At 71.4% G+C, this 20901-nt stretch carries 26 protein-coding genes; 15 read left to right on the top strand and 11 right to left on the bottom strand.

The window, feature by feature from the left end:
* Positions 1-7: 7 nt before the first annotated feature.
* The 4 genes from AC59HU_RS01590 to AC59HU_RS01575 all read right to left on the bottom strand — a co-directional run bounded on the left by AC59HU_RS01590 (position 8) and on the right by AC59HU_RS01575 (position 4068).
* Positions 8-847, bottom strand: coding sequence for a class I SAM-dependent methyltransferase (locus AC59HU_RS01590; protein ID WP_497221560.1), 840 nt, complete (start codon positions 845-847; stop codon positions 8-10).
* Positions 848-881: 34 nt separating this feature from the next.
* On the bottom strand, positions 882-1634 hold the full coding sequence (locus AC59HU_RS01585; protein ID WP_497221559.1) for an SAM-dependent methyltransferase: 753 nt from the start codon (positions 1632-1634) through the stop codon (positions 882-884).
* Positions 1635-1739: 105 nt separating this feature from the next.
* On the bottom strand, positions 1740-2594 hold the full coding sequence (locus AC59HU_RS01580) for a hypothetical protein (RefSeq protein WP_497221558.1): 855 nt from the start codon (positions 2592-2594) through the stop codon (positions 1740-1742).
* Positions 2595-2718: 124 nt separating this feature from the next.
* Complete coding sequence (locus AC59HU_RS01575) at positions 2719-4068, bottom strand: MFS transporter (protein WP_497221557.1); 1350 nt, start codon at positions 4066-4068, stop codon at positions 2719-2721.
* An 81-nt stretch (positions 4069-4149) separates the two neighbouring features.
* Between AC59HU_RS01575 and AC59HU_RS01570 the strand changes: the two genes are divergently transcribed.
* The 4 genes from AC59HU_RS01570 to AC59HU_RS01555 all read left to right on the top strand — a co-directional run bounded on the left by AC59HU_RS01570 (position 4150) and on the right by AC59HU_RS01555 (position 6663).
* The gene (locus AC59HU_RS01570) at positions 4150-5043 is read left to right on the top strand and encodes a LysR family transcriptional regulator (protein ID WP_497221556.1); all 894 of its coding nucleotides are present in this window, start codon (positions 4150-4152) and stop codon (positions 5041-5043) included.
* A gap of 104 nt (positions 5044-5147) precedes the next feature.
* A complete protein-coding gene (locus tag AC59HU_RS01565) occupies positions 5148-5501 on the top strand; it encodes a hypothetical protein (RefSeq protein WP_497221555.1) in 354 nt (117 codons plus the stop codon).
* Positions 5502-5516: 15 nt separating this feature from the next.
* Positions 5517-6098: a GNAT family N-acetyltransferase gene (locus AC59HU_RS01560; RefSeq protein ID WP_497221554.1), complete on the top strand. Its 582-nt coding sequence runs from the start codon at positions 5517-5519 to the stop codon at positions 6096-6098.
* Positions 6099-6102: 4 nt separating this feature from the next.
* Positions 6103-6663 (top strand): DUF5684 domain-containing protein, encoded by a 561-nt coding sequence (locus AC59HU_RS01555; RefSeq protein ID WP_497221553.1) that lies wholly within the window; start codon positions 6103-6105, stop codon positions 6661-6663.
* Between the two features lie 59 nt (positions 6664-6722).
* Here AC59HU_RS01555 and AC59HU_RS01550 read toward each other — a convergent pair whose 3' ends face one another.
* On the bottom strand, positions 6723-7364 hold the full coding sequence (locus AC59HU_RS01550; RefSeq protein ID WP_497221552.1) for an HAD-IA family hydrolase: 642 nt from the start codon (positions 7362-7364) through the stop codon (positions 6723-6725).
* A 345-nt stretch (positions 7365-7709) separates the two neighbouring features.
* Between AC59HU_RS01550 and AC59HU_RS01545 the strand changes: the two genes are divergently transcribed.
* The 5 genes from AC59HU_RS01545 to AC59HU_RS01525 are packed head-to-tail and all read left to right on the top strand — an operon-like array spanning position 7710 to position 12022.
* Positions 7710-8564, top strand: coding sequence for a MetQ/NlpA family ABC transporter substrate-binding protein (locus tag AC59HU_RS01545; RefSeq protein ID WP_497221551.1), 855 nt, complete (start codon positions 7710-7712; stop codon positions 8562-8564).
* Positions 8561-9703 carry a methionine ABC transporter ATP-binding protein gene (locus tag AC59HU_RS01540; RefSeq protein ID WP_497221550.1) on the top strand — a complete coding sequence of 381 codons (1143 nt, stop codon included), beginning with the start codon at positions 8561-8563 and terminating at the stop codon, positions 9701-9703. The genes AC59HU_RS01545 and AC59HU_RS01540 overlap by 4 nt, the downstream gene beginning before the upstream one ends.
* Positions 9700-10377, top strand: a complete 678-nt coding sequence (locus AC59HU_RS01535) for a methionine ABC transporter permease (RefSeq protein WP_497221549.1) — start codon at positions 9700-9702, stop codon at positions 10375-10377. The genes AC59HU_RS01540 and AC59HU_RS01535 overlap by 4 nt, the downstream gene beginning before the upstream one ends.
* Before the next feature lie 2 nt (positions 10378-10379).
* Positions 10380-11549, top strand: coding sequence for a pyridoxal phosphate-dependent aminotransferase (locus AC59HU_RS01530; RefSeq protein WP_497221548.1), 1170 nt, complete (start codon positions 10380-10382; stop codon positions 11547-11549).
* Positions 11549-12022, top strand: a complete 474-nt coding sequence (locus tag AC59HU_RS01525; RefSeq protein WP_497221547.1) for an S-ribosylhomocysteine lyase — start codon at positions 11549-11551, stop codon at positions 12020-12022. Before AC59HU_RS01530 ends, AC59HU_RS01525 begins: the two co-directional genes overlap by 1 nt.
* Positions 12023-12109: 87 nt before the next feature.
* Here AC59HU_RS01525 and AC59HU_RS01520 read toward each other — a convergent pair whose 3' ends face one another.
* The 5 genes from AC59HU_RS01520 to AC59HU_RS01500 form a co-directional block, all read right to left on the bottom strand.
* Positions 12110-12481, bottom strand: coding sequence for a fluoride efflux transporter FluC (locus AC59HU_RS01520; RefSeq protein WP_497221546.1), 372 nt, complete (start codon positions 12479-12481; stop codon positions 12110-12112).
* Complete coding sequence (locus AC59HU_RS01515) at positions 12478-12975, bottom strand: fluoride efflux transporter FluC (protein ID WP_497221545.1); 498 nt, start codon at positions 12973-12975, stop codon at positions 12478-12480. The genes AC59HU_RS01520 and AC59HU_RS01515 overlap by 4 nt, the downstream gene beginning before the upstream one ends.
* 132 nt (positions 12976-13107) lie before the next feature.
* Positions 13108-13815: an acetyltransferase gene (locus AC59HU_RS01510; RefSeq protein WP_497221544.1), complete on the bottom strand. Its 708-nt coding sequence runs from the start codon at positions 13813-13815 to the stop codon at positions 13108-13110.
* Positions 13816-13840: 25 nt separating this feature from the next.
* Positions 13841-14008 (bottom strand): hypothetical protein, encoded by a 168-nt coding sequence (locus tag AC59HU_RS01505; protein ID WP_497221543.1) that lies wholly within the window; start codon positions 14006-14008, stop codon positions 13841-13843.
* Between the two features lie 70 nt (positions 14009-14078).
* Complete coding sequence (locus AC59HU_RS01500; RefSeq protein ID WP_497221542.1) at positions 14079-14729, bottom strand: DUF1345 domain-containing protein; 651 nt, start codon at positions 14727-14729, stop codon at positions 14079-14081.
* A gap of 100 nt (positions 14730-14829) precedes the next feature.
* Here AC59HU_RS01500 and AC59HU_RS01495 point away from each other — a divergent pair, with 100 nt between their 5' ends.
* The 5 genes from AC59HU_RS01495 (at position 14830) to AC59HU_RS01475 (ending at position 19333) form a co-directional block, all read left to right on the top strand.
* Positions 14830-16155 (top strand): hypothetical protein, encoded by a 1326-nt coding sequence (locus AC59HU_RS01495; RefSeq protein ID WP_497221541.1) that lies wholly within the window; start codon positions 14830-14832, stop codon positions 16153-16155.
* 123 nt (positions 16156-16278) lie between these two features.
* Complete coding sequence (locus AC59HU_RS01490; RefSeq protein WP_497221540.1) at positions 16279-16941, top strand: dihydrofolate reductase family protein; 663 nt, start codon at positions 16279-16281, stop codon at positions 16939-16941.
* 12 nt (positions 16942-16953) lie between these two features.
* On the top strand, positions 16954-17469 hold the full coding sequence (locus tag AC59HU_RS01485) for a hypothetical protein (RefSeq protein ID WP_497221539.1): 516 nt from the start codon (positions 16954-16956) through the stop codon (positions 17467-17469).
* Between the two features lie 104 nt (positions 17470-17573).
* Positions 17574-18062, top strand: coding sequence for a hypothetical protein (locus AC59HU_RS01480; protein ID WP_497221538.1), 489 nt, complete (start codon positions 17574-17576; stop codon positions 18060-18062).
* 146 nt (positions 18063-18208) lie between these two features.
* On the top strand, positions 18209-19333 hold the full coding sequence (locus AC59HU_RS01475; protein ID WP_497221537.1) for a hypothetical protein: 1125 nt from the start codon (positions 18209-18211) through the stop codon (positions 19331-19333).
* Here the strand turns inward: AC59HU_RS01475 and AC59HU_RS01470 are convergent.
* Positions 19320-20159: a phosphatase PAP2 family protein gene (locus AC59HU_RS01470; RefSeq protein ID WP_497221536.1), complete on the bottom strand. Its 840-nt coding sequence runs from the start codon at positions 20157-20159 to the stop codon at positions 19320-19322. The genes AC59HU_RS01475 and AC59HU_RS01470 overlap by 14 nt on opposite strands.
* Positions 20160-20270: 111 nt before the next feature.
* On the opposite strand from AC59HU_RS01470, the gene AC59HU_RS01465 reads away from it, so the two are divergent.
* Positions 20271-20489, top strand: coding sequence for a hypothetical protein (locus AC59HU_RS01465; protein WP_497221535.1), 219 nt, complete (start codon positions 20271-20273; stop codon positions 20487-20489).
* Positions 20490-20901 lie beyond the last annotated feature (412 nt).

Below are 20901 nucleotides of genomic sequence, written 5' to 3'. Positions count from 1 at the left end.
GGGCCGGCTACCGGAGCGGCTTCACGGCCTCGAGGGTGTACGACAGCGGCGCGACCCCGGCGCGTTCGGCGAGCGCGTACTCGCCGTCGGGGCGTTGGGTCATCTGGCCGGGCAGCGCCTCCCAAGGCACGCTGTCGTGCTCGACGAGGGTGGTCAGCACGAGTCCCCGCTCCAGCAGCGCGGTGACGATCTCGCCGAGGCCGTGGTTCCACTCGTAGGAGCGGGTCGCCGTCAGGGGGCGCCCGGTGGCGACGTAGGAGGAGTCGTCGTCCCACGACAGCGGCGTCTCCTGCTCGAAGTACGGGTAGCGGAGGTGCAGGTCGTCGTCGAGGGTCTCGTCCATGGCCCAGAGGATCGGATGCCCCTCCCGCAGGAACAGCCGGCCGCCCGGCTTGAGGAGGGCGGCCACCACGCCGGCCCAGCGGGCGATGTCCGGCAGCCAGCAGAGCGCCCCGATGCCGGTGTAGACGAGGTCGAAGCCGCCCTCGCCGAGCACCGCGGTCGCACGATCCACCTCCGACACGACGAAGTCGACCGCGCGCTCGTCGCCGCTCTCGGCCACCAGCGCCCTCGCCTCGGCGATCGCGACCGACGAGAAGTCGAGCCCGGTGACCCGCGCGCCGAGGCGGGCGAGCGAGAGCGTGTCCGTCCCGATATGGCACTGCAGGTGCACCGCGCGGAGGCCCCGGAGGTCGCCGAGCCGTTCCCGGTCGAAGGCCACGACCTCCGAGATGCGGTCGGGGTCGTCGACGTACCGCCCGACCCGGTAGCCGAGACCGTCGCGGGCCGCGTGCGCGGCCGCCCGGTCGTCCCAGTTCGCCCGGTTCGCCGCGATGTGCTCGTCCATGACGGTCAGGATAATGGGCCGGGGGAGCTTCGGGTCAGCCGGCGGCGGGCCGGCGCTGCACGAGGAGCACCGCATCCTCGATCACGGCCTGCTGCCCGTCGGGCCCGACCGCCTCGCGCTCGCGGTTCTCGCTGACCAGCACCTGCCAGTGCTCGGGGCTCAGGGCCAGGGCGGCCGCGACCTCGTCGGCGCTGGGGAGGTCGGCGTGGTCGTGGTGGCCGGGCGTTTCGTGGGGTGGGTTGGCCTCCGAGTCGCCGTGGCGTTCATCCGTCTCGTCGCGGTGGTGCATCGCCGACCACGGCGGGAAGGCCGCGTGCCCGACGACCAGGAGGAGCCCGCCCGGCGCCACGGCCTCCGCCGCCCGCCGCAGCACGGCCTCGCGCGGGAACTCGACCGGCGAGTGCAGGAAGCAGCCCGAGACCAGGTCGTACTCCGCATCCGGGCTCCACTCGGCGAGGTCGGCCTGTCGCCAGTGGATGCGGTCGGCCAGCGACCCCGCCTCGAGTCCGCGATCGCGCTCCTGCTCGCGGGTGTGCTCGGCGGCCCGGGCGAGGGCGGTGGGGGAGATCTCGACCCCGTCGACCCGCCAGCCGAGACCGGCGAGCCAGAGCGCGTCGCCGCCCTCGCCGCTGCCGAGATCCAGGGCCCGGCCGGGCGTGAGGTCGCCCGCGACATCGACGAGGGCCTTGTTGGCCCGGCCGCTCCAGACGCGCGAGCGCTGTTGGTAAAGCTCCTCCCAGAACTCGGTCGGGTCCTGGTCGGGGCCGGAGGGGGTGTGCGCCGTCATGGCCTCAGCCTGCCGCCCGCGATCGGGTGGTGCAAATCGCTTTGCCGCTTCGGCATGCGCGCGCCTCGGTCAGAGCGCCAGCGAGGCACGGATGCGGTCGCCCGGTCAGAGTCCGAGCGCGGCGCGGATGCGGTCGCGCTGGGCGACCAGGTCGGGGAACTCGCCGAAGAACGCGACCTTCTGCGACGAGATCTGCTCGCCGGAGGGATCGCGGGGCCGCACGCCGGGCTGGTCGGCGAGCACGTACTCGGCCCAGCTCTCGGCCAGATCCTCCACCGGGTTGGTCGCCGCGTAGCGGGTGACGAAGGTGTCGTAGCCGCCGTTGTCGTCGAAGAAGGCATCCACCTCGTCGTCGTCCGAGCCGTCGTCGGCCGGGATGTCGGCGCCGTAGGGCGCCCAGAACCGCTCCTGGAACGCGGCCATCGCCGTGCCCGTGCCCGCGCAGCCCTCGGCGAGCTCGAAGGTGGGGCAGGCGCCGGAGAGCTCGGCGACCTGGTCGTCCGAGAGGGAGAGGATGTGACCGAACTCGTGGATGAGGGTGTGCACGAGCTCGTCGCGGTCGTCGGCGAACGCGGCGTTGACGTCGGCGTGCCAGAACGCGGTGCGCTTCTCGTCGCGCCAGACCGAGGCGAGTGAGTTCGAGTCCGGATCGGAGTAGACGGCGAAGCTCCGGACGCGGGTCGCGTCCGGCCCCATGACCGTGCTGAACCGGCTCCACAGCTCGACGGCCACGGCGTCGGGCTCGCTGCCGTCGGCCGCGGGGGCGAGGACGCCGTCGCGCACCACGTAGGTGAGTGCCTCGTCGACGGTGCGGACGTCCGAGCTTCCGCCGCCCTGCGAGAACCCGGAGGCGAGGTCGGTGCCGGCGTCGACGACGCCGACCAGCGTGACGAGCGCCCCCACCACGACGAGGATGCTGCTCAGCACCATGCCGAGGGCGACGAGGGGGCTGCGCTTCATGCTCGAACTGTAGCGGAGGCCCCGCCGTCCGGGGGACGACGGGGCCTTCGCCTCGGTTCAGGTGCATGGTGTGCTCGCCGCGGGCTACCGGGCCGTCGTGCGGGTCATCGGGCCGTGGCGCGGGCTACCGGGCCGTCGTGCGGATCATCGCGGGGCCGGCCCAGAGGATGAGGGCGAGCACCAGCACGACGAACCCGAGGAACACCGGCACGATCGGGAGAGCCAGCAGTGCCGCGCCGACCAGCAGCGGCGGGATCGTCATGCCGGCGAAGGCGAGCAGGAAGATCCCGGCGGTGATCTCGCTGCGGTTGCCGTCGGTCGCGAGCGATCCGGCCGTGGCGAGCGCCCCACGGAAGACCAGGCCGACCCCCGCGCCGGCGACGATGCCGCCGACGACGAAGACGAGGGCCGAGCCGCTGAGGTCGGCGATGCCGAGACCGACGAGCCCCACGACCATCGCGACCACCCCGAGGACGAGTTGCGGGCGGGTGGCGAGGCGGGCGAAGACCACCTGCGAGAGCGCCGCCGCGCCGAAGACCGAGAAGGCGACCAGGCCGGAGACGAAGTGGTCGGTCTCGTGCAGGATCTGGGCGAGGAAGGTCGGGGCGACCGATCCGAACAGTCCGGTGATCGCGAAGGCGGCGAAACCGCCGATGCCCGCGGCCCAGTAGGTGCGGAGGCTCTGCTTGGGCACCCGGACGCGCTGCGGGCGGTAGGGGGCGTGCGGGGCGCGGCGGTCGACCGTCTCGGGCACGAAGGCGTAGGCGAAGCCGATGGCCACGAATGCGCCGAGGAACACGACGAAGGGCACCACGAGCGGTGAGGGGGCCCACTCGGCGAAGGCGCCACCGATCAGCGGGCCGAGCGCGAGCCCGCCCATGTTGGCCACGCCCGCGATGGTCGCGGCGAAGCCGAGCGACGCACCCGGCTTGGCGATCCGACGGAGGTCGGACAGGTGCGCGGTGGCGGTGGCGGTCAGGATGCCGATGCCGAGCCCGGCGATGAAGCGGGCGACCACGAGACCCACCGGGTCCGACCAGACCAGGAACAGGGCGGCCGCGAGGGTCTCGATCACCACGGCGGCGAGGATGACCCGGCGCCGGCCCAGGCGGTCGCTGAGGTGCCCGGCGAGGTAGAGGGCGACCATGACGCCGATGGAGTACGCGGCGAAGACGACCGTGATCATGACGGTGGGGAAGCCGTCGCGCTCCTGGTAGAGCGCGTACAGCGGGGTGGGGACGGTGTTGAAGGCCATCATCACGAGGAACGCGACGGCGGTGACCCAGAAGCCGGCGTGGTGCGGGAGGGCGGGGCGGCCGGTGCGCTCGGAGCGGACGGGGCGGCCTGTACGCGCGCTGGCGGCGCGGGGGGAGTGGAGCGAAACGGTGCGGATCTCAGTGCGCTCGGACGAGTTGTGCGGGTGTTCGGTGTCGGGGTGTTCGGTGCCCCGCTGAACGGGGAGGGAAGTCGTCATGCTTCGATGATGCTCCCGCGCACTCATCGAGTCCAACGAATTGTTCTGCTGAGTGTCATCGGTTTCATCTATGATCGGTGGATGGAGACCCGCCTGCTGGAGTACTTCGTCGCCGTCGCCGACGAGCTCAACGTGACCCGCGCATCCGAGCGCCTGTTCGTGGCGCAGTCGACGGTGTCGGCGGGGCTGCGGAGCCTCGAGCGCGAGCTCGGCGTCGCCCTGCTCGAGCGGACCACGAAAACCGTTCGGCTGCTGCCGTCGGGGGAGGCGTTGCTGCCGCTGGCCCGCGGGCTCCTCGACGACCTCGAGGGGATTCGCCAGGTCGCCACCGAGTCGGGAGCGGGGCTGCGCGGGCGGGTGCGGATCGGCACCTTCGCCTCCCTGCAGGTCTTCGACCTCCCGGCGGCGCTGGGAGCGTTCCGCCGGCGGCATCCGCTCGTCGACCTGCAGCTGCAGGCCTCGCCCTCCGGCTCCATCGGTCTCGCGGAGGAGCTCGCGCGGGGGCGGCTCGACCTCGCGTTCTCGGCCCTGCCCTCGATGCCCGGCCTCCAGTCGTGGCCACTCGCCCGGCGCGAGTTCGTGGCGCTGCTGCCGGCCGATCATCCGCTGGCCGGTCGCGACCGGATCGCGCTCGCCGATCTCGCCGACGACGACTGGGTCGACGTGCTGCCGGGGTTCGGAAACCGGGTGCAGCTCGACCGCGCGCTCGCCGACCGCGGGATCACCCGGCACATCGCCGCCGAGGTCGCCGAACTGCCGAGCGTGGCGCAGTGCGTCGCCGCGGGGCTCGGTGTGGCGGTGGTGCCTGATCTGGCTCCGGACCCCGGGCCCGACGAGTCCGCGCCGTCGTTCGTGACGCGTCCGCTCAGCGATCCGCTGCCGCCCTGGGTGGTGTCGCTCGCCGCCCGGGCGGGCGCCGGCAACCGGCCGCAGATCATGGCGTTGGTGGAGGAGCTTCGAGCGGCGGCGGTCTGAGGCGCGGGCCGCTCCGACGAATGTCGCTTGCCGACCGGGCGTCGCCGTGATGGGCTGGGGGAACGCGTGCCCACACCGGGCGCCGAGACGAGGAGCGTGATCGCGTGAGCGACCCGAGAGACCCTGACAGCACCCTGGGCGATGCCGGCGACGAGCCGTTCTTCGACCGGATCGAGGCGGCCGACGAGGCCGACGAACTGGTCACCAACGACGCCGTCGCGGGCGAGACCGTCGACCCCGGAGCCGGCGAGGGCAACGACGGCCCGACCGGCGGGTCGCCCCGCGAGGGCGAGCCCGACTGGTCGCGGGAGGCTCCCGGTGAGTCCTGGCCGGACGAGTCGCAGCCCTTCGGCGACCGCACCCCCGACGACCTCCGTGGCGACGACCCCGAGACCGCGCCGGATTCCGGTGCCGGCGACGGCCCGGAGGACGGCGACTGGACCGAGCAGACGGTCTGAGCGAACGGGCCGGCCATGATCGAGGTGCGCCCCGCCACCGTGTTCGACGACGTGGCGATCATGGTCGGCCCGAGGCGGCCCGACGCCGACGTCTGCTGGTGCCTGTCGTACCGAGTGCCCTCTGCTGAAAATCGGGCACTCCGGAAGACTGCGCGGGGGGACCGGGTGCGCGAGCTCGTCGGCGAGGATCCGCCGCCCGGGGTGCTCGCCTACGACGGCGACGAGGTGGTCGGCTGGGCGGCGGTGCATCCGCGGGCCGACACCACGTTCCCTCGCAACCGGCGCATCCCGAGGCTCGACGACCTGAACGTCTGGTCGATCTGGTGCCTTCGGGTGAGGCCCGGGCATCGTGGCCAGGGCATCGCTCACCGTCTGCTGGAAGGGGCGGTCGCGTTCGCGTTCGATCGTGGTGCGCCGGCGATCGAGGGCTACCCGGTCGACAACGGGTCGGCGAAGGTCGACCTCACGATGGCCTACGTGGGCACGAAGTCGCTGTTCGAGCGGGCCGGGTTCCACAAGGCGTCCGACACGACGTCCGTGCTGAACGGCTTCCCCCGGGTCGTGATGCGGATCGGGCCGGGGGCGCCGCTACGCTGACCGCATGACAGCGATTCTCCTCAGTGCGGTCGGCACCAGCTCGGCCGACAACGGATTCCTGGCCCTGATCGTGGTGATGGCCGTGATCTACGGCGGGATCTTCCTGCTGGCCATCGCGGTCTGGGTGGTGACGGGTTTCGCGCTGATGTCGCTGTTCCGCAAGGTCGGCGTCAAGCCCTGGGTCGCCTGGGTGCCGTACTACCGCACCTGGGTCTGGTTGCAGCTCGGGGGGCAGCCCGGCTGGATCGCGCTCGCCCCGCTGGTCGGTCTCAGCATCGCTTCGACGGTCTTCCTGATCATCGGCATGAGCCGCATCGGCACCGCCTTCCGCCGCGACAGCGGGTTCGTGGTGCTCGGCGTGTTCCTCCCGTTCGTCTGGGCGTTCATCCTCGGCGGGAAGGATTCGGTCTACGAACCGGGCCTGCTCGGCTGGCACGGCTACCCGCCGCCCCTGGTGGGGTACGGCTCGGTGGTGCCGAACGCCGCCACGGAGCCGTTCGCGGCGCCGACCGCGGCGCCGACCGCGGCCGGTGGCCCGGGGCCATCGGCGCCCTCGGGGTTCTGAGCGTCGGTCTGGATCTCGGCCGAGGTCTCGGCCGAGGCGATGTCCCGTCGAGACGGTGCTCAGCCGAGGTCGATCTCGAACCCGGAAGTCCCGTCCGTCTGCACGCTCGCCAATCGGAAGTCGAGGATGCGCGGCAGCCCCTCCGTCGCCGGTGAGTCGAGCGCGCCGACCACCACGACCCGCATGCCCGCGGCGAGGGCCGAGCGGATGCCCGCGTCGGCATCCTCGAACACGATCACGTCCTCCGCGGCCAGCCCCAGGGCCTCGGCACCCCGCCGGTAGGGCTCGGGGTCGGGTTTGCCCGCGGTGACGTCGTCGGCGCTGACCAGCACCTCGGGGGAGGGCAGGCCGATCGCGGCCAGGCGTGCGCCGGCCAGATCGCGCGGGGCGGAGGTGACGAGTCCCCAGCGCGGAACGGCCAGCGCGAACGCGCGGGCGCCCGGGATCTCGACGATGCCCTCGACGAGCCCGAGCTCGACGTCGTTCAGGGCGGCGACCTCGGCGGCCACGTCGGTGCCCTCGGGTGCCCAGCGTCGCACGGTCTCGGAGGCGGTTCGCCCGTGGGAGGTCGCCAGCAGAGCGGATGCGTCGACGGCGTGCCGATCGGCGAACCGGCCCCAGACGTGCTCGACCACGGCGGTCGAGTCGACGAGGGTGCCGTCCATGTCGAACAGCACGGCGAGGGCGCGGAGTGTGGTCACCGCTCGATTCTGCCCCATCCGCCGATCCGGTCGCCTGATCCGCCCGCCAGCCCTGTCCGCCCACCCGTCCGATCCGCCCACCCGGCGGTCCGCCTACCTGCCCGGTCCGCCCACTACCCTGTCCGCCTACCTGCCCGGTCCGCCTACCCGCCCGGTCCGCCTACCTGCCCGGTCCGCCTACCCGCCCGGTCCGCCCACCGCCCGGTCCGCCCATCCCCACCCGGGCCGGCGGCTGTGTTTCGCTATGTGACTCCCCGCCGTGCCCGGCGCCCCGCGCCTCTATAGCCTGAATCCCCGGCGCCTGGAGCGCGCCGATCGCAGGACATCACAGCAGAAGAGGCCCCCATGAAATCTCTCCGAATCGCACTGGCCGGCGCCGCGGGCGCCGCTCTCTTGGTCGGACTCGCGGCGTGCAGCGGAGCAGGAAGCCAGGACGCCTCCGGCACGGACGGCACCCCCGCCGCGAAGACCGCCCTCACCGTCGGCTTCAACCCCGGCCCGTACAAGGAGATGTTCGACGGCGGCATCCGCCCGATCCTCGAGTCCGAGGGCTACACCGTGCAGGAACAGGACTTCACCGACGGCATCGTGGTCAACGTCGCGGTGGCCGACGGCGAGATCGACGCCAACATCATGCAGCACCCGGTCTACATGAACTTCGTCAACACCCAGGAGGGCATCTCGAACGCCGCCCTGGTGCAGGTGCCGACGCCGCGGATGGGACTGTTCGGCGGCAAGTCGACGTCGCTCGACGACGTGAAGGACGGCGCGACCGTCACCGTGCCGAACTCGCCCTCGAACCTCTACCGCGGCCTCCTGATCCTCCGCGACGCCGGGCTGATCGACTTCGACGACGTCGCCGACCCCAACACCGCGAGCCTGTCGATCATTACCTCGAACCCGCACAACCTCCAGATCACCCCGATCGAGAACGCGCAGCAGGTGCCCGCCCTCCAAGACGTCGACTTCGCGACGATCCAGGGCAACTTCATCATCTCGGGCGGTCTCAACTACGACGACGCCCTGGCCGTCGAAGACCAGCCGGTCGACTTCTCGAACGTGGTCACCGTGCGGTCGGAGGACGTGGACTCGGACTGGGCGCAGGCGATCAAGTCGGCCTACCAGTCGAAGGAGTTCATCGACTACATCACGGCCGACCCGCAGTACGCCGGCTACAACCTGCCCGACTGGTTCGAGTGAGCGCCCGAAAGGGTGCGACCACACCGAATGCCCCGACCCCGAACGATCCGACCCCGAACGATCCGGCCTCGAACGACCCGTCCCTGATCGCCCGATCCTCCGGCGACCGCACCGAGGGCCGGATCGTCTTCGACCAGGTGTCCAAAACCTTCCCCCGCCCGCGGAAGCGCGACGAGGCGACGACAGCCCTCCGCGGAGTCAGCCTCGACGTCGCCCCCGGCACGATCTTCGGTGTGATCGGCTACAGCGGCGCCGGCAAGTCGACGCTGATCCGGATGGTGAACGGCATCGAGAGACCGACCGCCGGACGGGTGGTGGTCGACGGCGTCGACGTCGGCGCCCTCCGCGGCTCGGCGCTCCGCACCGCCCAGAAGCGCACCGGCATGATCTTCCAGCAGTTCAACCTGCTCGAGACCGTGCGGGTGCGCGACAACGTCGCGATGCCGCTCAGGCTGGACGGCGTCTCGGTGCCAGTCGCGCGGGCCCGCGCCGAGGAGGTGCTCGACTTCGTCGGGCTCGGCTCGAAGGCCGGCAGCTTCGCGGACGAGCTCTCCGGCGGGCAGAAGCAGCGTGTGGGAATCGCCCGTGCCCTTGTGCGGAACCCCCGCATCCTGCTGTCGGACGAGGCCACCAGCGCGCTGGATCCGACGACGACCGCGCAGATCATCGACCTGCTCCGCAGCATCAACGCCGAGTACGGCACGACCATCCTCGTCGTGACCCACGAGATGGACGTCATCAAAGACCTCGCGCACGAGGTGGCCGTGATGGCCGACGGCGAGATCGTCGAGCAGGGCACGGTGCTCGACACTTTCCTGCACCCGCGCTCCCCGGTGACCCGCGACTTCGTCACCACCGTGGTGCCGCAGGGCCTGCCCGACCGCGTGGTCGAGCACCTGGGCGGCGACGGACTCTGGCGGCTCCTCCTCGTCGACGACGAGGTCACCCAGCCGCTGCTCTCGGGCCTGATCTCCGAGATCGGGGTGTCGGTCAACATGCTGCACGCGGACATGACCGAGATCCAGGACCACACAGTCGGGCAGATGATCGTCAAGGTGACCGGACCCGCGGAGCGGGTCGCCGCCGCCCGCGCCTACCTCGCGGAGCGGGTCGTCCACATCGAGGAGGTGGCCAGATGATCGCCGCGACGACCCCGCCCTGGACCCTGATCACCCCCGAGCTCTTCGTCAAGGCGCTCGGGGAGACCCTGCAGATGCTCGGGGTCTCGCTCGTGCTCGGCTCGATCCTCGGCGTGCTGATCGGTGCCGTGCTCGCCCTCACCCGGGCCGGGGGAGTGCTCGAGAACCGACCCGTCAGTCTGGGTCTTGCGATCGTGGTCAACCTGATCCGCTCGCTGCCGTTCATCATCCTGCTCGTCGCCATCCTTCCGTTCACCCGGCTGCTCGTCGGTACGAGCATCGGTGTCTGGGCAGCAATCGTGCCGCTCACCGTGATGATCGCGCCCTACATCGGCCGACTTGTGGAGAACTCGTTGCTCGAGGTTCCCCGTGGAGTAATCGAGGCCGCCCGGGCGATGGGCGCCTCGCCTCTGCAGATCTTCTGGCGCTTCATGCTCCCCGAGGCGCGGGGATCACTCATTCTCGCGGTCACCATCGCCTCCGTCGGGCTCCTGGACGCCACCGCGATGGCGGGCACGGTCGGCGCGGGCGGCATCGGCGACCTGGCGCTCTCCTACGGCTACCAGCGCTACGACGGCTTCGCGATGGTGATCACGGTCGTGACCCTCATCGTGCTGGTGCAGGGCATCCAACTGCTCGGCACGGTCGTCGCCCGCCGATTCCGGAGGCGGTGAGCATGGTCGTGTTCCAGCCCGCCGCCCGGGTCGCCGCGATGCCGCCGAACTTCTGGGGCGCGATGGACCGCGAGATCCTCCGCCTCTCCTCCGAGCCCGGCCCGCGGATGATCGACGTCTCGAAGGGCAACCCCGACCTGCCGACGCCCGAGCACATCGTCGCCGCCATGCAGCGCGAGGTGGCGGATGCGCAGAACCACCGCTATCCCTCCTACGCCGGGCGGGCCGCCTTCCGCGAGGCCGTGGCGCACCGATACCGCGAGGACCACGGTGTGACCGTGGATCCGGATGGCGAGGTCGCGGTCTTCCACGGCTCCCACGAGGCCATCATGGCCGCGGTGCTGGCGATGACCGACCCCGGGCAGGCCGTGGTGCTGCCGGATCCCGGCTACCCGATGTACGCCGCGGCGACCGCCCTGGCCGGCGGGCACGTCGTGCCGCTGCCGCTGGACGAGCCGCAGCACCAGCCCTCGTTCGCCGCACTGGACGACCTCGACCGGGCGGCCGTGCTGCTGCTGAACTACCCGAACAACCCCACGGGGGCGCTCGCGAGACCCGGCACCTTCGAGGCCGCAGGGGAGTTCGCGCGGCGCACCGGGGCCGTGTTCGTGCACGACTTCGCGTACTCCTCCCTCGGCTTCTCGGGCCGGCCGCCGCTCTCCGCACTCGCGGTCGACCCGGCGCTCGAGGTGACGGTCGAGGCGCAGACGCTCTCGAAGACCTACAGCATGGCCGGTTGGCGGATCGGCTTCGCGGTGGGAAACCCCTCCGTGATCGCCGCGATGAAGCGCTACCAGGCCCAGGCGTTCAGTACGATGTTCGGAGCCTCGCAGGAGGCCGCCGCGGCGGCCCTCTCGGGCGATCAGACCGCGGCGACCGCCCTGGTCGAGGTCTACCGCCGGCGGCGCGACCTCGTGGTCGAGGGCCTCCGGGCGATCGGCTGGGAGGCCGAGGCTCCGGAGGGCACGTTCTTCGTCTGGGTGCGACTGCCCGGCGGAGAGGACGCCACGGAGTTCGCCTCCCGTCTCCGCGAGGAGGCGCGGGTGGCGGTCGCCCCGGGCGACGGCTTCGGTCCGCGCGGCCGCGGCCACATCCGGATCGGGCTCGTCAGCGACGAGTCCGCCCTGCACGAGATGATCGAACGCCTCGACGCGTTCACGAGGAGGAACTGATGGCAGAGATCGAGAGCTTCACCCTGGACCACACCGCGGTGCTCGCACCGTACGTGCGGCGGATCGGGGTCGAGCACGGCCCCGGCGGCGGAACGATCACGAACTTCGACGTGCGGCTCACCCAGCCGAACGTGCAGGAGATCCCGACCGCGGGCATCCACACCCTCGAGCACATGCTCGCCGGCCTCCTCCGCGACCGCATCGACGGGGTCATCGACATCAGCCCGTTCGGCTGCCGCACCGGGTTCCACCTGCTGATGTGGGGCGAGCCCGAGATCCCGGACGTCGTCGCCGCGCTGACCTCCGCGCTCCGCTTCATCGCCGACGAAGCGGTCGAGGCCGACATCCCGGGCGTCTCGGCGCTGGAGTGCGGGAACTTCCGCGACCACTCGCTGCACACCGCGCGTGAGTGGGCGAAGGTCGTGCTCGACGCCGGCATCAGCCTCGACGCCTACGAGCGCGTCGGCGTCTGACGACCTCGATCGCGGGGAGTCGATCGCTCGGCGGTCGACCGTGCGGAACGCGATCGCCCCGAGCCCCATACCAGCGGCGCGGACCGCTCAGAGGGAGTAGCCGAGGGCCGCAGCCGCGATCGAGAGCACGCCCGTCACGCCCGCGGCCAAAGCGGCCCGGCCCCATCGACGTCGTCGCAGCAGGTCGGCGGTGTCGACACTCGCGGTGCTGAACGTGGTGTATCCGCCGAGGAAGCCGGTGCCCGCGATCGCGAGCCAGGCCGGCCCGACCGAGGCGAACGCCGCGCTCATCACGAGGCCGAGCAGGAACGACCCCGAGATGTTGATCAGGGCGGTGCCGATCGGGAAGCCGGTGCCGGCCGCCTGCTGGATGTGACCTCCCACGACGAGCCGGACCACCGCACCCAGCCCGCCGGCGAGCGCCACCCCGATGATCGTGAGAGGCAGGAAGTCGGTCACGGAGCCGCCTGCCGATCGGATGCCGGCACCCGCCGGGCCGAGACGGCGTCGACGAGCGCTCGGCCGGCCAGCGCGGCCGCGATCCCGAGCAGGATGCTGCCGATCGCGTAGAGCCCGGCATCGCCGACCGAACCGCGCGCGGCTGCGGCGGCGACACCCACGGAGAACGACCCGTACGTGGTGAAGCCGCCCAGGAAGCCGGTGCCGACGAGCAGCCTCACCCGGCGCAGCACCGGGGGCGTCCGCTTCCGCACGACGAGGGCCGTGTAGAGCACCGAGAGCGCGAACGACCCGACGATGTTGATGACGAAAGTGGCGTAGAGCAGGTAGTCCGGCGGGGTGACCAGGTCGAGCGACTCGCGGCTGAGCGTTCCGAGCGCGCCGCCGACGAAGACCATCAGAGCGGCCGTCCACGAGCGGTGATCAGGTCGGGTCGCACCCGGCGTCGGCGCCAACGTGCCGACGGGCGTGCGGTGGGTTCGCCCCTTGTCCATCCGCATCCACCTCGCTCGTCCTGCATCCGGTCGTCTGGCATCCGGCCGTCTGGCATCCGGCCGTCCTGCAGCCGGTCACTGGTTCGGACTCTAGGGGGCGCGGGCCGCGCCGAACCAGGGACGACTGTCGAATTATCGTGCGGGCGGCCCGAGGGTCACCCACTCCTCGTCGACCACGTATCCGACCTTCGCGTTCGCCCGGAGGCTCGCGGTGTTCTCGGCCGCCCCGCCGGTGCGGAAGTGGCGGTGGCCCTCGGCGGCGAGGGCGAGCACGGACGCCGCTTTGACCGCCGTGCCGAGGCCCCGACCCCGCCACCCGCGTCGGACGACCGTGAACCCGGTCTCGACGGGCGCGACCTCGGCATCCGGCCCAGCTGACTCGGCATCCGGCCCGCTCAGCTCGAGCATCGTCACCGCGACGAGAAGTTCACCGCTGTACGCGCCCCAGGCGCGACGCACCCCGGAGGCGACGGGTTCGTCCTCTGGCAGCAGATCGTGGGCAGTGGCGACATCACCGGGGTAGTCGTCGGCGGTCGCACGGTCCAGCTCGAGCACATCGGCGGTGTCTCGCGGGCTCGAGGTCAGTTCCCGGATGCGGATCACGGCCGGCCCGGACTCGCGCTCGACGCGACGGACCAGCTCGATGAGCGGGTTCAGCTCGGACACCCGGCCCAGCTCGGGCACCCGGCCCAGCTCGCCGCGGTCCGGGTCAGTGACATCCAACGCAGCCGCCCACGACCGGGCGACCACCTGCCACCCGTCGGCCTCGAGCGCCCGCTGCTCAGCCGACCCGCTGCGGACGACACGACGCTCCGCCTCGCGGGGAGATCCGCCGGTCACCGATCGTCGAGCCGTCGCACCTGGATCAGGCCTGGCGCTTCTTCTTGCCGACGTTGCGGCGCACGAAGCCGAACACGAGGGTGCCGATCAGCAGGATGATGCCGATGATCGCGAGCCAGAGCAGGCCCTGGATGGCGAACCCGACCACGGTGAGGACCGCCCAGAGAACGAGGAGGATGACGATGACGGTCATGGAGTTGTCCTTTCACAGGACATCGTGTTCGCGGACGGGATCCCGGGGGACTCGCCTTTCAGCCTAGCCCTCAGAATCCGGAGATCAGGTTGACGACGCTGGCCAGGATGACCGCCCCGAAGAGGTACGACAGCAGGGAGTGGCGCAGCACTGTCATCCTGATCGTCGACGACGAGATGTTCGTGTCCGAGACCTGGAAGGTCATCCCGAGCGTGAAGGCGAGGTAGGCGAAGTCGCCGTAGCGCGGCGGATCGTCCTGGTTGAAGCTGATGCCGCCCGGGGTGCCGGAGTAGTAGAGCACCGCGTAGCGCAGCGTGTAGAGGGTGTGGATGAGCAGCCAGGAGAGCGCGATGCTGAGCACGGCCACCCCGCCGAGCACGTCGCGCTCGAGACCGGCCGAGGCGCTCGAGAGCACCAGGATGAACACCACGACCACCAGGCTCACCGTGCTGGCGAGCAGGAGCAGCAGGTCGCTCGTGGTGCGGGAGGGGTTCTCGCGATACGACCGGATGCCGGTCGCCTTCGCGTCGAGCCGCCCGATCACGTGCCAGACCCAGACCAGGTAGACGATGCACGCGGCCGACCAGCCGGCGATCGGCGCGATCTCCCAGTAGCCGAGCGCGGCGATCACGGCGGCGACAGCGACGCCGACGACAGCCATCACGACGAAGCGGATGCGGGCGCGCCGGAGCCGCTGTTCGCGGATCGTCGGATCTTCCATGCCCCGATCGTCGCACGCCGGGGGAGAGGAGAGGCACGGGCGCGCCAGAAGCCGAACCGCGGCGGAGGGAACCGAATGGCCGCTGCGGACACTCCTGGTCATGGAGACGGATTCGACAGGTGACGGTAACGGTTCGAGCGGGCGTGGTGGGCGGGTGCCGCTCCGGATCGCGGGGATCGGGCTGGCCGTGCTGCTACTGGGCGGGATCGCCGCCGGAGCGATCGCGCTCTCAACCGGCGGGGCGGGCGGGCCGGGCGGAGCGGGTGCACCCGGATCCGCGCCGATCGCCGCGGGCTCGCCTTCGAACGGGGCGGGTGGTGCCGGATCAGCTGGCGCGGGTGGTCAGGGCGGGTCGGCCGGTCAGCCGGGTCCGACACCGGCCGGGCCCTCCGCATCCACCGACCCCTCGGACCCGGGCGACGGCACGGGCGACGGTGGAGGTTCGGATGCGGGTGCCGCCGCCGAGAACCCCGCCTTCGCGCCGGTGCGGGTGCCGCTGGACTGCGACGCCCTGCTGCCGGAGGGCGTCGCCGAGGAGCTGACCGGCGCCGACCTCGTCCCCGCCGCCTTCACCTCCGCCGAGCCGCTCTCGTATGCCGACGAGCGGGCCGGGGCGCTCGAATGCGACTGGGCCGCGCCCGACGCCGCGGAGACGAACTCGTGGACTCCGGTGGCCCACCTCACGATCGTGCCGGCCGTGTCGGCCGACGACTACCGCTCCACCTCCGAGGGCGTCGACTACGGGCCCTCACCGACCATCCCGGGCCGGGGCGACGACTCGCGACTGTCGTGCATCACGGGCGTCAGCTTCCCGGTCTGCGGGATGGTCGACCTGGTCGGCGAATACGGGGTGGGGTTCTGGATGATCCCGGCGTCGCTGGACCTGACCGAGGACGACGTCGACGCATCCGTCGCGCTGTTCTCGGCCATCGCGGACGAGGTCGCCGCGGCCGGTCCCTCCGGACCGCTCTGGCAGCCGATCGGCCCGAACATCGTCGGGGTGCCGAGCCACGGGGACGAACTGGCCTGCGACGACCTGATCACGAACGAGCGGCTCGGCGAGATCATCGGCGACCCCACCGTCTTCAACTACCGGGCGGCCGAGGGGGAGTTCCGGATCGCGACCTTCCGCAGCAACGCGCAGGTCGGCGGCTACGCGTGCGGCTGGTCGGGGCGAGGCGCCGGGATCTGGGCGTCGGTGCTGCCCGGGGGAGCGCCCTACTTCGCGGCGTCCGCTCCGCTCGGCGGCGGACAGTGGCAGCCGGCCGCCGGTTACCCGGGGGAGGCGTTCGTCTCGGAGGACGGCCTGCAGGTGGCCGTGCTGATCGACAACGCCTGGTTCCTGGTGCGGGTGCCGGAGACCGAGGCGGGGTATCTGCCGGAGATCGTGTCGGCGGTCGTGAGCGACGTGCTCGACCCGTCGTGACGCGGTCGCGGCTCGGTCGCGGTCCCGGCCGGTTGCGGCTGGTTCGTGACGGGTCGCGGCCGGCTCGTGACGGTGTCGCGGTCGGTTGGCGACGGTGTCGCCGGGAGGCGCTAGCGTGAGCGCATGACGATGGTGAGGGTGCACAATCTGGCGGTGTCGCTCGACGGGTTCGCGACGGGGGAGGGGCAGTCGCTCGAGACCCCGTTCGGGCACGCGGGCGGGCGGCTGATGCAGTGGTTCTTCCCGACGAAGACCTTCGGGTCGATGCTCGGGCACGACTCCGAGTCGGTCGGCCCCGGCACGCGAGGTGTCGACGACGCCTTCGCGGCGGCCACCACGGAGCGGATCGGCGTCGAGATCATGGGGCGCCGCAAGTTCGGCCCTCAGACCGGGCCGTGGGAGGACGAGTCCTGGCGTGGGTGGTGGGGTGAGGAGCCGCCCTTCCACACCCCGGTCGTCGTGCTCACCCACCACGAGCGGCCGGATCTCGCGGTCGGCGAGACCACGTTCCTCTTCCGCGACCTTGCGCCGGCCGAGGCTCTGTCGCTCGCGACCGACCTGGCCGGGGGGCTCGACGTGCGCGTGGGCGGTGGGCCCACCGTCGTCCGCGAGTTCCTCGAGGCCGATCTGGTCGACCACCTGCACGTCGTGGTGGTGCCGATCCTGCTCGGTCGGGGGGTGCGGTTGTGGGACGGCCTCGAGGGGCTGGAGGAGCGTTTCACGACCGAGGCCACGGCATCGCCGTCGGGAGTCGTGCACTACGTCTTCACCCGGAAGCCGCGCTGAGCGGGCCCGGCAATGCTCCGAATCCGCGCGACCCCGTTGAAGGTGCTGTACGTGGTCGGCGCCATAGCGGTGCTGTTCCTGACGAACGCCCTGCTCTTCACGCCGCTCCTGCCGGCCCCACTCCCCGTGATCGCTAACAACGTGGTCTACGTGCTCGCCTTCATCGTGGGAACCCGGTCGTTCCGGGGTGCGGGCGAGCCGATCGCACCGCCGCGAGCCGGCTGGCGGATGACCGCGCGGCCGGCCGCGGGGTTCGTGATCGGGTCGTTGCTGCTCGCGCGGGTGCTGATCGAGGTGGGCGGAACCCTCACCGGGGCAGCCTTCGTCGGGCCGGCGTCCGGCGGATCGGCGTCCGGCGGGTCGGCGTCCGTCGAGCCGGCCGGCGCGGTGATCGTGGCCGTCATCTCCTGCCTGGTCGACGTGATCCTGGCCGTTCTCTACGTCCGCTCCTCCCTCCGCCTCCGTCGGAGCCCGCCGGCCACGGTGCCGGCGCCCGTCCGTCTGGCGAAGCCGAAGCCCCTCCGCTGAGCGGTTCGGGGCGCGGTGTCGCCGCCCGTGCAGTGCCGGCCGTTGCGCGCCGATCGTGCACTGCTGGTCGTGCCGCGCCGATCCGTGTCGGATATCTTCGAACCATGGACTCCGCTACGCCTGACGACGACGGCACCCGCGAGGCGCGCCGCACGACCGGCTCGAACGACGAGGCGGCCCTCGCCGTGATCGACCACCTCAACGAGCTCTGCCAGGAAGCGCCCGACGACCTCGACGCCCAGGTCGCGCTCTGGACAGCGGTCGCCGCGCTCAGGGACTGGTTCTTCGTCGATCGCGGCACCCCCGGCAGTCCGAGGCCCTACGGAATCGCAGGCCCGAACGGCCTGCTGGTCTGCGTCTACACGTCACCCGAGCGGGCGGAGGCCGGAGCCGTGGCCAACGGGCTCGTCGCCGAGGGCGCGCCGATTCCCCTGTTCTCGGTGCCGTTGCCCGGTGCCCTCGACTGGCTCCTCACCCTCGCCGACACCGGCGTGGTGGGCATCGTGCTCGACTATCCCCAACTCGCCGCCTGGTGCCCGCTGCCGAATCTCGTCCGGCTCCGTCGCGACCGGATGCCGGACGAGAGCGCCTAGGCGGTCCCGCCGCGGGGTCCCGTGCAGCCCGGGCCGGTCCGTCGCGCGACCGGGAGCTGAGCGGGGCTGATCCGGTTCGCTGCACCGGGGTAGCCTCGGAACGGCGGTCCCTCCCGAACCGGCCCACGACCGGAAGGTATCGATCTGTGCAGGCTCTGCCCACCCTCCTCGACACGAGCGCGCTCTCCGAGCATCCGTCGAGGCAGGAGGCCCGTCGATCGTGGCGAGCCCTCGTCGCCCAGCACCCCGAGGCGCGGGACACGGCGGGGCTGATCCGGCGCTGGGTGCTCGCCGTGCCGACCTTCGGATCGGGAATCGGATTCCTCGCCCTCGCCCTGCTCCTGACCGCCGAGGTCGCGATGGGCAAGACGGGGATCGACGTCGCCATTATCGTGCAGGTCGTGCTCGGTGGGTTGATCCTGTTCCCCGGCGTGCTCTGCGGGTGGGCGTTCATCCGGGTGTACCGTCGCCGCCCGAAGCCGCGGGTGCACCACCGGCTGATGCGGTTCGCGGCCGCGAACGGCATGAGCTACCGCCCCGGGCCGACCAGGGCGGCACGGGACTCGCCCTTCCGGCGGCGAGGAGCGCTGAATCTCTATCACGTGCTCGCCACGCCGGGTGACCGTGGCACCGAGTTCGCGAACTACGAGATCGCGCGCCCCGTGACCGCCAACACCGCTCCGGCGTTCGGAGGCTATGTCGCACTGCGGCTGCCGGTCCCGCTTCCCAACATCGTGCTGCGGTCCCTGGACGGCCCGAAGCGGCCGTTGCACACGTCCTCCGTCTTGCGCGAGGATCAGCGCCTACCACTGGAGGGCGACTTCGACCGTTTCTTCCACCTGTACTGCCCGGAGGGTTACGAGCGCGACGCCCTCTACCTCTTCACGCCCGACGTCATGGCGCGGCTGGTCGATCATGTGCGTGGCCTCGATGTCGAGATCGACGAGGACTGGATGTTCCTGATCAGTGCCCGCGACCTGGTCATCGACGATCCCGGGCGGTGGACGGCGTTGGCCGACGCGGTGGATGCGCTCGACGATCGGATCGAGCGGTGGGGGAGTTGGCGCGACGAGCGGCTCGCACGCGGCGAGCAGGTCGGGCCGGCGCTCGGAGGAGGCGGGGTCGAGAGCGGACCGACGAAAGTCCGCGCCGCCTCGGTGGCGAAGCGCGGGCGACGACTGCGGACGACTTGGGGGCTCGGCACCATCCTCATCGTCGGATCCGTGAGCCTGTTCTTCGTGGCGCTGATCGTGGCCCTCAACCTCCTGTGATGGGGGAGTGGCGGGAGGACCTGCCCGCCGTCCTCCCGCCGCGGGAGGGCATCGACACCCGGCCACTCGGCGACGCGGTCGCGTTCGACGCGGTCGGCGCGGTCGACTCGACGACGGTGGTGCGATGGGTGTCGATGAGGATGACCGCGCCGAGGATCGCGAGCGCGATGGTGACCGAGGCGAGGGTGTCGGAGAGCCAGTGGTAACCGAGGTACAGCCGCGCGATGATCTGACACGCGATCATGCCGGCGGAGAGCGCGAAGCCGCCGATCCAGGCGGGCACCGACGGCCGTCGGGAGACGAGGAGGAAGGTCAGGAGGAGGAAGAAGTCGCTCACGCCGGTCACATGCCCCGAGGGGAATGAGAACGTGCCGTCGGCTCCGAGCAGCATGTACTCCACCGGCGGACGCGAGCGTTGCACGGCGTGGGCGGCGATCTGCACGCAGAGCACGCCGAACGCGGTGCCGGATGCGAGCAGCAGCGGCCGCCAGAGATGCCGCGCCAGGGCGAACCAGACGATGAGCACCACCACGATGATGATCGGCAGGTAGATCGGGCCGAAGACGGTGGCCAGGGTGTCCATGACGACCGTGCCCTCGGCGAAACGCTTCTGGCGGAACCACTCCGCGACCGCGGGGTCGAGCTGGGCGAGGCCGGTGCCGGTGAGCACCTGGACGGTCATCGCCGCGAAGCCGATGACTCCGAGCGCGACCAGGATGCGGCCGGCGACGAGCAGTCTGCGCCGCGCACCGGGCGTGACCTCCCGCTGCTCGAACAGATACCGCTGATGGAAGCGCGCGCGGCGCGAGGGTGCGTTCGGGTTCACACCCGCCGACCCTACCCCGGTCGTCGAAGACGACCACGGATGCACGGAGACTGCCTGAAGGGCGGGAGAGCGAGTAGAACGGGAGCCATGGAATCGTCGGTGGCATCAGAGATGCTCGATCTCGCAGTCCGTGACGGGCAGGCGTCGCGCCGACTCGACGCGGGGGAGGGCGTGGATCTGCTGAGAGCAGGGATCAGGGCTCTCGCGCGGCGGCGGGGCATACGGATCCGAACCGGGATCGTCGACGGCAACGTGGTGGTCGTGGTGCTGACGACCTCCAGCCTGTGGACGGCCACCGCCGCCGTCATGCGAGAGAAGCTCATCCCTTAGCAAGTCAATGATGTTGCGGTGCCGGACGGCATTCGTAGGTAAGACAGGCAGGGGAGTGGTGACCGGCCGGCGTCAGGGGAGTGGCGTCAGGAGGCCCCGTCCTAGTCGGGGAGCAGCTCGCGCCGCGACCCGTCCGGGCGGTTCTGAACGAGGCGAAGCGATCCCGACCACTGATAAGACGCTTCAATGCGCTCCCGCTGAGAGAACTAGGCCTCCGCGCGGTTGCGGTAGAACGCTTCAGCTTCGGCGTTCGATGCGACACGTGACGTTCTACGGGCGGCTTGCCGGTCATAGCGAGAGCGCACCGGCCTTGCGCGTCGTCTGATCGATCCGACCGCGGGGAGGCTTGCCCTATCCGGCTATTGACATAATGTACATTATCAGCGCGATCAATACGACCGCGAAGGGGGGC

The sequence above is a fragment of the Herbiconiux sp. 320_LB genome (assembly GCF_059691755.1).
Note: the sequence above shows the minus strand (reverse complement) of the source record. Positions and strands in the feature narration are given on the sequence as shown.

What these genes read in the sequence shown, in the direction of transcription:
- AC59HU_RS01545 (WP_497221551.1), top strand. Translation starts at nt 7,710, where the DNA reads ATGAAATCTCTCCGAATCGCACTGGCCGGCGCCGCGGGCGCCGCTCTC.
- AC59HU_RS01465 (WP_497221535.1), top strand. Translation starts at nt 20,271, where the DNA reads ATGCTCGATCTCGCAGTCCGTGACGGGCAGGCGTCGCGCCGACTCGAC.
- AC59HU_RS01495 (WP_497221541.1), top strand. Translation starts at nt 14,830, where the DNA reads ATGGAGACGGATTCGACAGGTGACGGTAACGGTTCGAGCGGGCGTGGT.
- AC59HU_RS01580 (WP_497221558.1), bottom strand. Translation starts at nt 2,594, where the DNA reads ATGAAGCGCAGCCCCCTCGTCGCCCTCGGCATGGTGCTGAGCAGCATC.
- AC59HU_RS01585 (WP_497221559.1), bottom strand. Translation starts at nt 1,634, where the DNA reads ATGACGGCGCACACCCCCTCCGGCCCCGACCAGGACCCGACCGAGTTC.
- AC59HU_RS01525 (WP_497221547.1), top strand. Translation starts at nt 11,549, where the DNA reads ATGGCAGAGATCGAGAGCTTCACCCTGGACCACACCGCGGTGCTCGCA.
- AC59HU_RS01500 (WP_497221542.1), bottom strand. Translation starts at nt 14,729, where the DNA reads ATGGAAGATCCGACGATCCGCGAACAGCGGCTCCGGCGCGCCCGCATC.
- AC59HU_RS01570 (WP_497221556.1), top strand. Translation starts at nt 4,150, where the DNA reads ATGGAGACCCGCCTGCTGGAGTACTTCGTCGCCGTCGCCGACGAGCTC.
- AC59HU_RS01590 (WP_497221560.1), bottom strand. Translation starts at nt 847, where the DNA reads ATGGACGAGCACATCGCGGCGAACCGGGCGAACTGGGACGACCGGGCG.
- AC59HU_RS01530 (WP_497221548.1), top strand. Translation starts at nt 10,380, where the DNA reads ATGGTCGTGTTCCAGCCCGCCGCCCGGGTCGCCGCGATGCCGCCGAAC.
- AC59HU_RS01515 (WP_497221545.1), bottom strand. Translation starts at nt 12,975, where the DNA reads ATGGACAAGGGGCGAACCCACCGCACGCCCGTCGGCACGTTGGCGCCG.
- AC59HU_RS01575 (WP_497221557.1), bottom strand. Translation starts at nt 4,068, where the DNA reads ATGACGACTTCCCTCCCCGTTCAGCGGGGCACCGAACACCCCGACACC.
- AC59HU_RS01490 (WP_497221540.1), top strand. Translation starts at nt 16,279, where the DNA reads ATGACGATGGTGAGGGTGCACAATCTGGCGGTGTCGCTCGACGGGTTC.
- AC59HU_RS01560 (WP_497221554.1), top strand. Translation starts at nt 5,517, where the DNA reads ATGATCGAGGTGCGCCCCGCCACCGTGTTCGACGACGTGGCGATCATG.
- AC59HU_RS01480 (WP_497221538.1), top strand. Translation starts at nt 17,574, where the DNA reads ATGGACTCCGCTACGCCTGACGACGACGGCACCCGCGAGGCGCGCCGC.
- AC59HU_RS01555 (WP_497221553.1), top strand. Translation starts at nt 6,103, where the DNA reads ATGACAGCGATTCTCCTCAGTGCGGTCGGCACCAGCTCGGCCGACAAC.
- AC59HU_RS01535 (WP_497221549.1), top strand. Translation starts at nt 9,700, where the DNA reads ATGATCGCCGCGACGACCCCGCCCTGGACCCTGATCACCCCCGAGCTC.
- AC59HU_RS01485 (WP_497221539.1), top strand. Translation starts at nt 16,954, where the DNA reads ATGCTCCGAATCCGCGCGACCCCGTTGAAGGTGCTGTACGTGGTCGGC.
- AC59HU_RS01505 (WP_497221543.1), bottom strand. Translation starts at nt 14,008, where the DNA reads ATGACCGTCATCGTCATCCTCCTCGTTCTCTGGGCGGTCCTCACCGTG.